This is a genomic window from Pseudomonas sp. UC 17F4 (genome assembly GCF_900101695.1).
Lineage (GTDB): Bacteria > Pseudomonadota > Gammaproteobacteria > Pseudomonadales > Pseudomonadaceae > Aquipseudomonas.
Genome location: NZ_FNKV01000001.1, coordinates 2,477,275 through 2,491,717, shown reverse-complemented (window position 1 = coordinate 2,491,717; position 14,443 = coordinate 2,477,275). Strand labels below are relative to the sequence as shown.

Genomic DNA, 14,443 nt, shown 5'->3' with positions numbered 1-14,443 from the left:
TCAGGTCAATGTCGCCGCATACCCCTGCCTGGGGCATTTTTGCGGCGGCATACATTAGCAGGATTTGCCCGGTTAGCGGCTATTGACTCGCTGCTCAAGCAGAATCCGGTTGGACAACGACACTAGTTCGCCATCATCGGTCAGCAGGGTCGTCTTGACCGTGCCGATCTCTTCGATCTGCCCTTCGACCTCGCCAATCCGCACTTGTTGGCCCACTTGATACAGTTCACGCACGTAAATTCCGGCCAGGATCTGCCCGGCGATTTCCCGGCTGCCCAGGCCCATGGCCAGCGCTACGGCCAGACCAACGGTAATCAAACCGATGACGATCACATGGTTGAGCAGGTCGGTCTTGACCTCAAGCTGGCTGATTGCCACCGAGATACTGATGATAATCACCAGGCCCTGGGCGATGCGCCCGACGCCTGCGGCATATTCCAGGCCGATGCCTTCGGCGGCGCCGCGTACCAGGCCGTTGACCAGTTGCGCCAGCAACACACCGGCCAGCAGTACCAGCGCCGCACCGAACACCTTCGGCAGGTACAGGGCGAGCATGTCGAGGGTCGCCGAGACGCGCTCAAGGCCCAGGGATTCAGCGGCCGAAACCAGGAAAATCAGCAGCACGAACCAGTAGACGATCTTGCCGATCAGGGTCGAGATCGGCACCTGGATGCCGACCCGGCTGAGCATCTTGGTCAGGCCGGTGCCGCCCATCAGGCGATCCAGGCCGAGCTTGGCCAGCAATTTCGACAACAGGGTGTCGAGCAGCTTGGCCACGACGAAACCGAGCAGCACCACAACCAGGGCGCCGAACAGGTTGGGGATGAAGTTCGCCACTTTGGTCCACAGCGCTGTCATCGCGGTGACCAGGCTCTGGGTCCAGAGATCAAGTTCCATATTCAATCGGCCTTATCAGCTTTACGGGCGGTAGCGTTACGGCGCACCGGCGCGACATGCGCCGAGCCATTGTTCACGGCAATCATCAGCGCCTGGCTCCAGCGGCCCAGCAGGCTGAACAGATCGCCCGCGCCAACCTGGCGGTTGGCGGTTTTCAGGACCCGGCCCAGGCAGGCGTCGTCGTCGCGGTCCTGACCGGACGGCGATGCCTTGAGCAGGTCTCGCAGGGATTCTTCAAACGGATCGTGCATAGGCACCTCGCGCAATATCTGTCAAAGACGAGGTCGCCAGACAACGGGTCACATGAACCGCCCAGGCAGTTTGTGACTGCATGTTCACAGATTTCATCTTCACACCCAGCGCAGGCGGCGGAACAGCCACCATTGCCCCAACGCCAGGGCCAGTACCAGCAGGCTGGCGAACAGAAAGCCGTAGGGGCTGTCGGAGCCGGGAATGCCGCCGACGTTGATGCCCAGAAGCCCGGTGACGAAACTCATGGGCAGGAAGATGCAGGTGATGATACCGAAGCGGTACATGGTCCGGTTCATCCGCTCGCTGCGGCGCCGGTCCTCGCTCTCGAGCACCAGGGCGGCGCGCTCACGGGTGAGATCCAGCTCTTCGAGGTAGCGGGTCAGGCTGTTGTTGAGCTCGTTCCAGTAGTCGGCATCGTCGGCGGCGAACCAGCTCCACTTGTTGCGCGCCAGTTGTGCGTAGATTTCCCGCTGCGGGTTGAGAAAGCGCCGCAGCCCCGCCGCACGCCGGCGGATCTGCTGCAGGCTGCCCTGGTCCGGGGCATAGCGCTTGTCGGCTTCAAGCTGCTCTTCTTCGCCGTCAACCACTTCCGAGAGGTCGCTGATCAGCGCCTGGACCTTTTCGGTCAGCAGTTGGGCCATGCTCAGCAGCAGCTCGGAGGCGGTCTTCGGCCCACGATTTTCGGCCAGTTGCTGGAGCAGCTCGTCACTGGCGCGCAACGGCCGCAGGCGCAGCGAGATCACCCGCTGGGCCTCGGCGAAGATGCGCACCGAGACCATGTCTTCGGGTTCAGCGCCGGGGTTTAAGTTGACCCCGCGCAAAAACAGCAGCATCTGCGCATCCGGCAGGGGCAGCAGGCGTGGACGGGTGTTTTCTTCCAGCAACAGGTCGCAGGCAAACTCGTTCAGGCCGCTGTCGTGGCGCAACCAGGTGCGGGTCTGCGGGTGGCTGCGGTCCCAGTGCAGCCACAGGCTTTCCTGGGGCTGCAACGCAAGGGCGTCCAGTTCAGTTCGGGCGATCGCACGGGCACCGCCTTTTCCATCCAGCACCAGGGCATGCACCAGCCCCCATTGCGCGTTTTCTTCCTCGAACATCCCTACCCCACTGACCGGTTTCAGAGCTTTACTCAGGCATTTTCAACGGGCTTGGCGAGACGATCACGCCATTGTTGTCGGCGTAGATGTATTCGCCCGGACGGAAGGTCACGCCGGCAAAGGTCACGGGGATGTTGAGTTCGCCAACACCGCGGCGTACCGATTTGAGCGGGTGGCTGGCCAGGGCCTGGACGCCGACGTCGGTCTGCGCCAGGACATCGACATCACGCACGCATCCGTAGATCACCAGGCCTTGCCAGTGATTCTTCGCCGCCTTTTCGGCGAGCATGTCGCCGAGCAGGGCATGGCGCAGCGAACCACCGCCATCGACCACCAGGACCTTGCCGGTGCCATCGAGCTCGACCTGCTCTTTTACCCGCGAGTTGTCCTCGAAGCACTTGATGGTGACGATCTCACCCCCGAAGGAGTCGCGGCCGCCGAAGTTGCTGAACATCGGCTCCAGCACCTGCACCAGTTCCGGGTAGGCGTCGCACAGATCGGGGGTGATGTAATGCATGGGAAACTCCTGTCGATTATCGAGACGATGAATGTCGCAGTTTCACTCAGTGAACGAGGCCCGGCGATGCGGCTTTAGGCCCAAGGCTACACGTCACTGCCGTTGCGGTCACCTTGGGCAAGGAGTCAGCGAACAGATGTTCGCTGAAAAACCCAAAAATGACCAAAACCTTCACAATCGTCATATCTTAACGGCATCAGCTCGCCGGCGAAACGGCCTGCGCCGCCTCCGGCAGCAACGCCGCCAGCGGATCCTGCAACCAACGCTCGACCAACGGCCAGACCTGCGCCTGCGCCGGCTTGCTGACCAGCATGTCGACATGACCAAAGTTGTCGAAGCCCTCCTCACGGCCCAGGCGGACAAACTGCTTGTGCTCGCTGCCCAGTTGCTCGAACAGCTTGCGACAGGCCCACACCGGGTCCTGGTGATCACCCGCGCCGGCCACCGCCAGCACTGGCACATCAACTTCGGCCAGCCCCGCCCACCAGTCGCGATCCTTGTCGCCAAAGCGGCCAAACAGACCGAACCAGCGCATGCTTTCCAGCGCCAGGCCAATCGGCTCGTCTTCCGGGCCGCGCTTGAGCCGCGAGCCGGAAATCTGCGCAAAGCGCTTGAGCAACAGGCGCCCGCCCCACTCCACCGGCGGCAGCTTCAGTGGCCAGTAGGTTCGGCTGACCTGGGTACCGAAGAACGCCACGCTGGCCACCTGCTCGGCGCCCAGGTACTGGCCACCGAGGGCCGCCGCCAGGGTGGTACCGCCCAGCGAGTGACCGATCCAGTGCGCAGGCCTGCCGGCCTGCTCGCAGACGAACGCGGCAATTACCGGCAGGTCGTAACGGGCATAGTCAGCCACGCGGTTGTTGCGATAGCCATGGTTGCGCGGCGACAGGCCGTGGCCACGCATCTCCGGGATCCACACATCGAAACCGGCGCGCGCCAGGTAGGCGCCCAGGCCAATGCCCCGGGGCGAATACCAGAAGCGCCGGTTGGAAAAGCTGCCGTGCAGCAGAATGACCGGGGTGCCACGCACCTCGGCTTGATCGGCCATGCCCAGGCGGGTGAGCGCCAGCTCGACGCTGCGATCCGGGCTGTTACCGGCTTTGATCCGGTACACGTCCTCGCTCAGGTCGCCACGGCGCTCGGCACTGAGCAAGGCCACGGGAAAAAGGGTACTGCTGCTTTGCATAGGGTTCTTGCACAAAAAAGGGCGAGATCCATCACTGGAACACGCCCTGGAATACGGTCGGAACCCTCACCGGCGTAACCGCCAGGTGAAGGCTCCGGTTCAGCGCATCAGTTCGCGGCCTGGCCTTCAGCCAGGAAGAACCAGGTCTCGAGGACCGAGTCCGGGTTCAGCGAGACGCTTTCGATGCCCTGCTCCATCAGCCATTTGGCCAGGTCCGGGTGGTCGGATGGGCCCTGGCCGCAGATGCCGATGTACTTGCCAGCCTTGTTACAGGCCTGGATGGCATTGGCCAGCAGCTTCTTGACGGCAGGGTTACGCTCGTCGAACAGGTGCGCAATGATCCCCGAGTCGCGGTCCAGGCCCAGGGTCAGCTGAGTCAGGTCGTTGGAGCCGATGGAGAAACCATCGAAATACTCGAGGAACTCTTCGGCGAGGATGGCGTTGGACGGCAGTTCGCACATCATGATCACGCGCAGGCCGTTGTCACCTCGGGCCAGGCCGTTTTCGGCGAGCAGGTCGACAACCTGGCTGGCCTCGCCCAGGGTGCGCACGAACGGCACCATGATCTCGACGTTGGTCAGGCCCATCTCGTTGCGCACGCGCTTGAGGGCGCGGCATTCGAGCTCGAAGCAGTCACGGAAGGTTTCGCTGATGTAGCGCGAAGCACCGCGGAAACCCAGCATCGGGTTTTCTTCTTCCGGCTCGTAGAGCTTGCCGCCGATCAGGTTGGCGTATTCGTTGGACTTGAAGTCCGACAGGCGCACGATGACCTTCTTCGGCCAGAACGCCGCCGCCAGGGTGCTGATGCCCTCGACCAGTTTCTCGACGTAGAAGCCGACCGGGTCGTTGTAGCCGGCAATACGCTTGTCGACGCTCTCTTTGAGCTCGGCAGGCAGGCCTGCGTAGTTGAGCAGCGCCTTGGGGTGCACGCCGATCATGCGGTTGATGATGAATTCCAGGCGCGCCAGGCCGACACCGGCGTTGGGCAGCTGGGCAAAATCAAAGGCGCGGTCCGGGTTGCCGACGTTCATCATGATCTTGAACGGCAGCTCCGGCATGGCGTCGACGGAGTTCTTGCGCACGTCAAAGCCCAGCTCACCTTCGAAGATGAAACCGGTATCGCCTTCGGCGCACGACACGGTCACGCCCTGGCCATCCTTGAGCAGCTGGGTGGCGTTGCCGCAACCAACCACCGCCGGAATACCCAGTTCACGGGCAATGATCGCCGCGTGGCAGGTACGCCCGCCACGGTTGGTGACGATGGCGCTGGCGCGCTTCATCACCGGCTCCCAGTCCGGGTCGGTCATGTCCGAAACCAGTACGTCGCCGGGCTGGACCTTGTCCATCTCCGAGACGTCCTTGATGATCCGCACCTTGCCGGCGCCGATGCGCTGGCCGATGGCGCGGCCTTCGACCAGCACGGTGCCGGTCTCTTTGAGCAGGTAACGCTCCATGACGTTGGCCTGGGCGCGGCTTTTCACGGTTTCAGGGCGGGCCTGAACGATGTACAGCTTGCCGTCGTCACCGTCCTTGGCCCATTCGATGTCCATCGGGCACTTGTAGTGCTTCTCGATGATCATCGCCTGCTTGGCCAGCTCGCTGACTTCGGCGTCGCTCAGGCAGAAACGGGTGCGGTCGGCCTTGTCGACATCGACGGTCTTGACCGAACGACCGGCCTTGGCTTCTTCGCCATAGACCATCTTGATCGCCTTGCTGCCCAGGTTGCGGCGCAGGATCGCCGGGCGGCCGGCTTCCAGGGTGCCTTTGTGCACGTAGAATTCGTCGGGGTTGACTGCACCCTGAACGACGGTTTCACCCAGGCCGTAGGCGCCGGTGATGAACACCACGTCACGAAAGCCCGACTCGGTGTCGAGGGTGAACATTACGCCGGCAGTGCCGGTTTCCGAGCGGACCATGCGCTGCACGCCGGCCGACAGGGCCACCAGCTTGTGGTCGAAGCCCTGGTGCACGCGGTAGGAAATGGCACGGTCGTTGAACAGCGAGGCGAACACTTCCTTGGCGGCGCGGATGACGTTGTCGACGCCGCGGATGTTCAGGAAGGTTTCCTGCTGGCCGGCGAACGAGGCGTCCGGCAGGTCTTCGGCAGTGGCCGAGGAGCGCACGGCCACGGCCATGTTCGGGTTGCCCTGGGACATTTCGGCGAAGGCAGTGCGGATTTCGGCGTTCAGGCGCTCGGGGAACTCGGCCTCCATGATCCACTGGCGGATCTGCGCACCGGTCTTGGCCAGGGCGTTGACGTCGTCAACGTCCAGCGCGTCGAGGGCAGCGTGGATCTGGGCGTTCAGGCCGCTCTGCTCGAGAAAGTCACGATACGCCTGAGCCGTAGTGGCAAAGCCGCCGGGGACCGAGACACCGGCGCCCGCGAGGTTACTGATCATCTCGCCGAGGGATGCGTTCTTGCCCCCCACATGCTCTACATCATGGACGCCGAGCTTATCGAGGGAAACTACGTACTCTACCAAGGTGATCTCTCCACTAACTGTGTTGGAAAAGCTCAGGTCGCCCGCCTGCCAGCTCTGGCTTGGCCGGGCGCTTGTGGCCTGGACCTGGAAAATAAGTGAGAATGCCGAACGCAGTGTTCGGTAAACCGAACCTATCATATCCAAGATTCGTCACCAGCTTAAGGCCCAAGGCGCAAATGAAACGATCTGCTTTCTTTATCTCCGATGGCACCGGCATTACCGCCGAGACGCTGGGACAGAGTCTTCTAGCGCAGTTCGATACCATTCCGTTCAATAAATTCACGCGTCCGTACATCGACAGCGTAGAAAAAGCGCGGGTGATGGTACAACAAATCAATAGCGCCGCTGAGAAAGACGGTGTCCGTCCGATCATCTTCGACACCATCGTCAACCAGGATATACGCGAGGTCCTCGCCACCTCCAACGGCTTCATGATCGACATCTTCTCGACCTTCCTGGCCCCGCTGGAACAGGAACTGACCGCCCATTCGTCCTATTCGGTGGGCAAATCCCACTCGATCGGCGGCAATTCCAACTATATGGAACGCATCGAGGCGGTCAACTTCGCTCTCGACAACGACGACGGCGCGCGCACCCACTACTACGACAAGGCCGACTTGATCCTGGTAGGCGTGTCGCGTTGCGGCAAGACCCCGACCTGCCTGTACATGGCCATGCAATTCGGCATCCGCGCGGCCAACTACCCGCTGACCGAAGATGACATGGAGCGCCTGCAACTGCCCCAGGCCCTGAAAAACCACCAGCACAAGCTGTTCGGCCTGACCATCGACCCCGACCGCCTGACCGCCATCCGCCACGAGCGCAAGCCCAACAGCCGCTACGCAAGCTTTGCCCAGTGCGAGTTCGAGGTACGTGAAGTGGAGAACCTGTTCCGCCGCGAGAACATTGCGCACATCAACTCCACGCATTTCTCCGTGGAAGAGATTGCGGCGAAGATTCTGGTCGAGAAAGGTGTAGAGCGAAGGTTCAAATAAAATTCACCGGCCTCATCGCGGGTCAAGCTGTTCTGGTCAAGTTTTACCGGACACCGATTACGGTGATCAAGCTGCCAACCGCTCCATTGCTATTGGCGACAGATAGTTGTTGTAGCTATGGAGCCTGATTTGGTTGTAGCGCAAGAAGAAGCTGGTCATATCCTGTCTGGCTTCTTCGATCGTTGCATAGCCCTTGGCGGGCACCCATTCTGATTTGAGCGTGCCAAATAAGCGCTCCGTTGGTGCGTTGTCCCAGCATTGGCCTCTGCGGCTCATGCTTTGGGTTATGCCATGCTCAAGCAGTTCGGATTGGAAGCGTTGGCTGGTGTATTGGCAGCCTTGATCCGAATGAAACATCAAGCCCGCATATTTGCCTCGTACTTCTACCGCCATGCCCAAGGCCTTGCTGACCAGATGGGCATCATTGATCAGAGAAAATGCCCAGCCAATGACCCGACGGGCGAACAGGTCAATGACCACGGCCAAGTGATACCAGCGCTTCCCAATCATCAGGCTGGTTACGTCACCGCACCACACCTGATTGGTTGCCGTGGGCTGGAAGTTACGTTCAAGGACATTCTTGGCCACAAATGCCTCTACACCTCTGGAGCGATACTGGTGGCGACGGCGCTGCCTGCTGGTCAGGTTCGCCTCCGCCATAAGTCTTCCAGCTAGATACCTTCCAACCTTTAGCTGCTGGGCCTTCAAATACTGAGAAATCATTCTCGCACCGGCACTTCCCCTGCTTTCAGCATGTAGTTGCACGACCTTTGCCCTGAGCACATCACGCTCGGTATTGGGTACCGAGCGGCGATCAAGCCAGTCATAAAACGCACTGCGGGAAACGCCCAGAGCGCTGCAAAGCTGGCTGGTCGGATACGAGCCTGACTCTCTCAGCTCCTCGATCAGGAAAAACGATCGGGATCCGACATCAAGAGAGCGGTAGCCTTTTTTAGGATTTCGGCCTCGGTCTCTAAACGCTTGATCTTGGCGCGTAACTGCTGGAGCTCCCGCTGCTCATCGCTAATTGCCTTGGTGCCTGGCACTGGTTGCCCTTTCTGACGCTCTTTACGAACCTGGTCTACCCAGCGGCGCAGAGCTGTGGGGCCGACGTCCATTGATGCGCAGACGTCGGGAACCGAGCAGTTGTCGTCAAGAACCATGCTTGCAGCACGTTGCTTGAACTCGCGGGTATAAGTCTTTCGTTCTTGCATGGAACCTCCTGGTTGGGCGAATCATATCGCCCTTAAGAGGTGTCCGGGATCATTAGGCCAGTTCAAGCCCGCTCCCACAGGTACAGCACGATCCACCCTGTGGGAGCGGGCTTGACCCGCGATGAGGCCGGGACAGGCACAAAAAAAGCCCCGGCAATGCCGGGGCTTTTTCATTTCAGCTCACGCTCAGGACGGCACCACCATCGCCTGGCCACTCAGGGCCAGGTCCACCAGTTCGCGGTTGGCCACCGCGTACATGGCGTAGTCGGTGCCGGTAGCGGCACGCAGCTCGTCGAGCATGGCGCGCCAGCGCTCGACCATGACCCGGTGCTGATCCAGCCACAGGGCCACGCGGGCGTCCATGTCCTCGGGTGCGTCGATCATCTGCAGCACCGAGATGGTGATCGCCCGTTGCTGCAGGTCGATATCATCGCGGAAGGCTTCACGGGCCAGGGCCTGCCAGTTGTTTTCCACCGGCAGGTTGCTGATTTCCTGCAGGTACCAGGTCAGGTCCAGGGCGCTGCCAACGGCGAAGAAGGCCTTGGCCACTTCGGCCGGGTCCTGGCCGGTGACGTCGGAAGCCTCGATGATCGGCAACAGGGTGTACAGGTGCGTAGTGCCGGCCACCATGCGTGCCAGCAGCTCCGGCACGCCGGCTTCGACAAAGCCCTGGTAACGGGTCATCCAGCGCTCGCGGGTCGGCCCTTCCAGCAGTTCGTCAAGCTTGAGCCCCAAAGCAGCGATCTTCGGCCCGAAGTGCGCCACGTCACGCCCGGCATCCTGCTCGTTGCGACGGCTGCGCAGGAACCAGCGGGTCGCACGGCGGCCCAGACGCATCAGCTCGTCCATCAGGGTCAACTGGATTTCAGCCGGGACCTGGTAGTCCAGCGCCTCGATCTGACGGAACCAGTGCGGCAGGTGGAAGATGTCGCGCACGATCACGTAGGCGCCAGCGACGTTCGCCGGGCTCATGCCGGTGGACTCTTTCAGGCGCTGAACGAAGGTGATGCCCATGTTGTTGACCAGATCGTTGGCGATCTGGGTGCTGACGATCTCGCGTTTCAGGCGATGGCGGCGCATGGCCTCGGCGAACTTGCTCACCAGCGACGGCGGGAACGCGGTTTCCATGTCGCGGGTCAGGTAGTCATCGTCCGGCACCAGCGACTTGAGCAGCTGCTCCTTGAGGTCGATCTTGCTGTACGAGATCAGCACCGACAGCTCGGCACGGGTCAGGCCCTGGCCGGCGGCCAGGCGCTCGGCCAGTTGCTCTTCGGTCGGCAGGAACTCGATGGCGCGGTCCAGCTTGCCACGGCCTTCAAGGTCGGCCATCAGGCGCTTGTATTCAGCGATGCGCTCCTTGGCCCGACGCGCAGCCAGCGACAACGCCTGGGTCTGCTTGTAGTTGTTGCCCAGCACCAGGCCGGCCACTTCGTCGGTCATGCTGCCCAGCAGCTGGTTGCGCTGCTTCTCGGTCATGTCGCCAGCCTGCACCACTTCGTTGAGCAGGATCTTGATGTTGACCTCGTGGTCGGAGCAGTCCACGCCACCGGCGTTGTCGATGAAGTCGGTGTTGGTGGCGCCGCCGTTCAAGCCGAACTCGACCCGGCCCAGCTGGGTCATGCCGAGGTTGCCGCCCTCGCCCACCACCTTGCAGCGCAGCTCGTTGCCGTCCACGCGCAGGGCGTCGTTGGCCTTGTCGCCGACGTCAGCGTGGCTTTCCTCACTGGACTTGACGTAGGTGCCGATACCGCCGTTCCACAGCAGGTCGACCGGCGCCTTGAGCAGTGCGTTGAGCAGCTCGGTCGGGGTCAGCTTGTCGGCTTCGATGGCGAAGCGCTCTTTCATCTGCGCGGTGATCGCGATGCTTTTCGCACTGCGCGGGAAGATCCCGCCACCTTCGGACATGATGCTGGTGTCGTAGTCGCTCCAGGCCGAACGCGGCAGGTCGAACAGGCGCTGGCGCTCGGCGAAGCTGCTGGCCGGCTCCGGGTTCGGGTCGATGAAGATGTGCAGGTGGTTGAACGCCGCCACCAGTTGCAGCTTGTCGGACATCAGCAGGCCGTTGCCGAACACGTCACCGGCCATGTCGCCGACGCCGACCACGGTGATCGGGTCTTCCTGGACGTTGATGCCGCGCTCGCGGAAGTGACGCTGCACGCCAACCCAGGCGCCACGGGCGGTAATGCCCATTTTCTTGTGGTCGTAACCGGCCGAGCCACCGGAGGCGAACGCATCGCCGAGCCAGAAGCCGTAGTCGATGGCAATGCCGTTGGCGATATCGGAGAAGGTCGCGGTGCCTTTGTCGGCAGCCACCACCAGGTACGGGTCATCGTCGTCATGCCGGACGACGTTGGCCGGCGGCACCAGGGCGCCGTCCTTGAGGTTGTCGGTGATGTCCAGCAGGCCGGAAATGAAGATCCGGTAGCAGGCGATGCCTTCGGCCTGGATATCGTCGCGGCTGCCGCCCAGCGGCAGGCGACGCGGCAGGAAACCGCCCTTGGCGCCGACCGGCACGATCACCGAGTTCTTCACCTGCTGGGCTTTTACCAGGCCCAGCACTTCGGTGCGGAAGTCTTCTTCACGGTCCGACCAGCGCAGGCCGCCGCGGGCGACGTTGCCAAAGCGCAGGTGCACACCCTCGACCCGTGGCGAGTAGACGAAGATCTCGAACTTCGGCACCGGCTTGGGCAGCTCGGGGATCAGCTTGGGGTTGAACTTGAAGCTGAAGTACGACTTGTTATGGCCCTGGGCATCGGTCTGGTAGAAGTTGGTGCGCAGGGTGGCCTTGATCAGGTCCAGGTAGCGACGCAGGATGCGGTCTTCGTTGAGCACCTGGACGTCATCCAGGGCGGTGAGGATCGCCTGTTCCAGACGCTGCTGCTTGTCGTCGAGGTCTTCGCTGGTGAGCTTGCGCGCCAGGTAGAAGCGGGTCTTGAACAACCGGGTCAGCTCGCGGGCGATGTCGGTGTGGTTGTTCAGGGTGCTGGCGATGTAACCGAGGTCGAAGCCCAGGCGGATCTGCTTGAGGTAGCGGGCGTAGGCACGCAGCAGCGCCACGTCGCGCCATGGCAGGCCGGCGGTCAGCACCAGGCGGTTGAAGGCGTCGTTCTCGGCATCGCCATTGACGATGTGCACGAATGCATCCTGCAGGGTGTCGTTGAGCTGCTGGATGTCGAGGTTCAGGCCTTCGGCGGCGGTGAAGGCAAAGTCATGAATCCAGTACTCGCGGCCATTGGCGTGGCGCAGGCGGTAGGGGAACTCGCCGAGCACGCGCAGGCCGAGGTTTTCCAGGATCGGCAGCACATCTGAAAGCGCCAGCGGTGTATCGGCGTGGTACAGCTTGCAGTGCAGCTGCTGTTTGCCGGCCTGGGTCAGCGGCTGGTAGAAGCTCATGACCAGCGGCTTGCGCTCGGACAGGGTCAGCAGGTGCTGCATGTCGACCACCGCCGAATGGGCGGCGAAACGCTCGCGGTAACCGGCCGGGAAGCCTTTCGGGAAATCGGCCAGGACGTTGGTGCCCTGGGCTTCGCCGAAGCTTTCGACGGTCAGGCTGGCGTAGTCGTCCTGCCACGAACGGCAGGCCTGGATCACTTCGTTTTCCAGTTGCTGCGGGTCGATGTCGATGCGGTTTTTCGGGTCGACGCGCAGAATCAGCTGCACGCGGGCCAGTACCGACTCGGAGAAGAAGGTCCAGAACTCGCAGTCGCTGGCCTTGAGGCGCTCCATCAGCACCTGCTGGATCTTCTGCCGCACTTCGGTGGAGTAGATATCACGCGGCACGTAGGCCAGGCAGTAGCAGAAGCGGCCGTACGGGTCCTTGCGCAGGAACACGCGGATCTTGTTGCGCTCCTGGATCTGCACGATCGACATGACGGTGCTGAACAGCTCGTCGACCGGGGTCTGGAACAGGTCGTCGCGCGGCAGCACTTCCAGGACCTGCGCCAGCTCCTTGCCCAGGTGGGCCTTGGGGTCGAAGTGCGAGCGGCGCTCGACTTCGGCGACCTTGCCACGGATGTAGGGGATCGCGCGCACGCTCTCGCCATACACCGAGGAGGTGTACAGGCCCATGAAGCGGCATTCCTTGATGACCTTGCCGTCGGCGTCCAGCTGGCGGATCGACACGTAGTCCGGGTAGGCCGGACGGTGCACGCGGCTTGGGTGCGCGGCCTTGGCGAAGGACAGCAGCAGCGGCTCTTGCAGGTAATTGACGGCGTAGTCTTCGATGCGCAGGTCTTCGGCGGTGAGACCGACGCGCAGCATGCGGGTCAGGCCGAGGAACGACTGCTCGTCGTATTGCAGCTGGCCGCCCTGGGCGTCGCCATGGACAACGAACTCTTCGTAGCCGAGGAAGGTGAAGTGGTTGCCCAACAGCCACTCGAGGAACGCCTTGACCTCGGCCTTTTCATTTTGTGCCGGGGCGTAGGCGGTTTGTTCAACCAGCGCCACGACCTCGCGCAGCTTGGCTTTCATCGGCTCGAAATCGGCGACGGCGACACGCACTTCAGCCAGCACCTGCTCAAGCTCGCGGGTCAGCAGGTTGAGTTCGGCGGTGTTGGCGCAGCGGTCGATTTCCAGGTACATCAGCGATTCTTGCAGCACGCCTTCGCCCTGGGTGCCCTTGGGCAGGATTTCCAGCAGCTCGCCTTTCGGCCCGCGACGCACACTCAGTACGGTGGTCTGCAGGGTATGGATGCTGTAGCCGCGGCGGTTGAGCTCGGTGCGCACCGAGTCGACCAGAAACGGCAGGTCATGGTGCAGGACTTCGACCGCGGTGTGGGTCGACTGCCAGCCATGACGCTCGTAATCGGGGTTGTAGACGCGAACCTGAGGCTGGGAGTGATCGAAACGCTCGATGATGCGCCAGGCAGAGAGGGTGCAACCGGCCAGGTCCGACATACGGCGCTGGGTGAGTTCGTCCAGAGAGATGATGCCGAAGAACTGCTCGGCGAACAGCGCCACTTGTGGCAGTGCCTGTTCGCTGATGTGCTGCGCCAGGGCCGCTTGCAGTTGATGCTGGAAGTCGGCTTTGCTGGCTGCGGTGAAAAACGCCATCTGTGGTACTCCGCTTGGGCTTTATTATTGAGTGAAGCGTCGCGCGCGTCCGCCGTTTACGGATCAACGATAGCCAACCCGTAGCAGGAGGACGGTAAAACCATAGAAACAGGCGCTCAAGGTGACCCGCAAGTCACATCTTCCCGCTCCACGGATGGGCATCTGCAAAAACGACTGCCAGCGCGGCTGTGTCTTTACGGGTGTCCATCGACAGCGCAGCTTAACGAGTGCCCGCCCGCCCCTGCTTGCGGTGCTGCGACATATTCGGTCATTGAGGTGCAACCGTACGTTTATCCACAGGCCGAACACTGGCAGAATCGTGTTTCAACTTATTGATCGAGCCGCTCATGCAATTCAAGACCGCCCTGCTCTTCGCCACCCCCTGCGATGATGAAGAAGACAACATGGCCACCCTGTGCTGCCACAGCGACAAGGGCCAGATGTTCCTCATGACGCGCTATCCGGACGAAGACACGGTGGACATCACCCTGGATGACGAGCCAAGCACCCTCGACGGCCTCAAAGTGACCTTCAGTGCCAAACGCTTGATGATCGAAGTGGCAGCGGGCGATACCGATGCGCTCAATGGCGACGACTTTCTGGAAATCCTGCTTACCGCCGACGGCACCGACCTCGCCGAAGTCGAAGAAACCCTGCAGAACATCCTCAAGGGCACCGGCACCTACGTCAGCGAGCTGTAATCGCCCACGCGGTTTCTTGACAAGGAACCGCTGCAAAAGGCATTGTCTGACA

At 61.9% G+C, this 14,443-nt stretch carries 11 protein-coding genes; 2 read left to right on the top strand and 9 right to left on the bottom strand.

Going from position 1 to position 14,443, the window contains the following annotated elements; genetic code table 11:
* Positions 1 to 72: 72 nt before the first annotated feature.
* The 6 genes from BLR26_RS11590 to ppsA form a co-directional block, all read right to left on the bottom strand.
* The gene (locus BLR26_RS11590; protein ID WP_038994250.1) at positions 73 to 897 is read right to left on the bottom strand and encodes a mechanosensitive ion channel family protein; all 825 of its coding nucleotides are present in this window, start codon (positions 895 to 897) and stop codon (positions 73 to 75) included.
* A gap of 2 nt (positions 898 to 899) precedes the next feature.
* On the bottom strand, positions 900 to 1,154 hold the full coding sequence (locus BLR26_RS11585) for a CrfX protein (protein WP_371128640.1): 255 nt from the start codon (positions 1,152 to 1,154) through the stop codon (positions 900 to 902).
* Positions 1,155 to 1,247: 93 nt separating this feature from the next.
* The gene (locus BLR26_RS11580; protein ID WP_045195019.1) at positions 1,248 to 2,243 is read right to left on the bottom strand and encodes a zinc transporter ZntB; all 996 of its coding nucleotides are present in this window, start codon (positions 2,241 to 2,243) and stop codon (positions 1,248 to 1,250) included.
* A gap of 28 nt (positions 2,244 to 2,271) precedes the next feature.
* On the bottom strand, positions 2,272 to 2,760 hold the full coding sequence (gene rraA, locus BLR26_RS11575; protein WP_038994247.1) for a ribonuclease E activity regulator RraA: 489 nt from the start codon (positions 2,758 to 2,760) through the stop codon (positions 2,272 to 2,274).
* A gap of 196 nt (positions 2,761 to 2,956) precedes the next feature.
* The gene (locus BLR26_RS11570; protein ID WP_093380685.1) at positions 2,957 to 3,946 is read right to left on the bottom strand and encodes an alpha/beta fold hydrolase; all 990 of its coding nucleotides are present in this window, start codon (positions 3,944 to 3,946) and stop codon (positions 2,957 to 2,959) included.
* Positions 3,947 to 4,053: 107 nt separating this feature from the next.
* Positions 4,054 to 6,429, bottom strand: coding sequence for a phosphoenolpyruvate synthase (gene ppsA / locus BLR26_RS11565; protein WP_045195023.1), 2,376 nt, complete (start codon positions 6,427 to 6,429; stop codon positions 4,054 to 4,056).
* Between the two features lie 176 nt (positions 6,430 to 6,605).
* Between ppsA and BLR26_RS11560 the strand changes: the two genes are divergently transcribed.
* A complete protein-coding gene (locus BLR26_RS11560) occupies positions 6,606 to 7,424 on the top strand; it encodes a posphoenolpyruvate synthetase regulatory kinase/phosphorylase PpsR (protein WP_045195025.1) in 819 nt (272 codons plus the stop codon).
* Positions 7,425 to 7,490: 66 nt separating this feature from the next.
* Here BLR26_RS11560 and BLR26_RS11555 read toward each other — a convergent pair whose 3' ends face one another.
* The 3 genes from BLR26_RS11555 to BLR26_RS11550 form a co-directional block, all read right to left on the bottom strand.
* Positions 7,491 to 8,321: an IS3 family transposase gene (locus tag BLR26_RS11555; protein ID WP_256326767.1), complete on the bottom strand. Its 831-nt coding sequence runs from the start codon at positions 8,319 to 8,321 to the stop codon at positions 7,491 to 7,493.
* Positions 8,322 to 8,329: 8 nt separating this feature from the next.
* A complete protein-coding gene (locus tag BLR26_RS27460; protein WP_256326695.1) occupies positions 8,330 to 8,638 on the bottom strand; it encodes a transposase in 309 nt (102 codons plus the stop codon).
* A 186-nt stretch (positions 8,639 to 8,824) separates the two neighbouring features.
* A complete protein-coding gene (locus BLR26_RS11550; RefSeq protein ID WP_093380682.1) occupies positions 8,825 to 13,690 on the bottom strand; it encodes an NAD-glutamate dehydrogenase in 4,866 nt (1,621 codons plus the stop codon).
* 347 nt (positions 13,691 to 14,037) lie between these two features.
* Here BLR26_RS11550 and BLR26_RS11545 point away from each other — a divergent pair, with 347 nt between their 5' ends.
* Positions 14,038 to 14,391, top strand: coding sequence for a hypothetical protein (locus BLR26_RS11545; RefSeq protein ID WP_045195029.1), 354 nt, complete (start codon positions 14,038 to 14,040; stop codon positions 14,389 to 14,391).
* The last annotated feature ends 52 nt before the right edge of the window (positions 14,392 to 14,443 follow it).

Bases quoted from the DNA above. Each gene is read 5' to 3' on its own strand.
- BLR26_RS11560 (WP_045195025.1), top strand. From the start codon at position 6,606: ATGAAACGATCTGCTTTCTTTATCTCCGATGGCACCGGCATTACCGCC.
- BLR26_RS27460 (WP_256326695.1), bottom strand. From the start codon at position 8,638: ATGCAAGAACGAAAGACTTATACCCGCGAGTTCAAGCAACGTGCTGCA.
- BLR26_RS11590 (WP_038994250.1), bottom strand. From the start codon at position 897: ATGGAACTTGATCTCTGGACCCAGAGCCTGGTCACCGCGATGACAGCG.
- BLR26_RS11550 (WP_093380682.1), bottom strand. From the start codon at position 13,690: ATGGCGTTTTTCACCGCAGCCAGCAAAGCCGACTTCCAGCATCAACTG.
- BLR26_RS11580 (WP_045195019.1), bottom strand. From the start codon at position 2,243: ATGTTCGAGGAAGAAAACGCGCAATGGGGGCTGGTGCATGCCCTGGTG.
- BLR26_RS11570 (WP_093380685.1), bottom strand. From the start codon at position 3,946: ATGCAAAGCAGCAGTACCCTTTTTCCCGTGGCCTTGCTCAGTGCCGAG.
- rraA (WP_038994247.1), bottom strand. From the start codon at position 2,760: ATGCATTACATCACCCCCGATCTGTGCGACGCCTACCCGGAACTGGTG.
- BLR26_RS11545 (WP_045195029.1), top strand. From the start codon at position 14,038: ATGCAATTCAAGACCGCCCTGCTCTTCGCCACCCCCTGCGATGATGAA.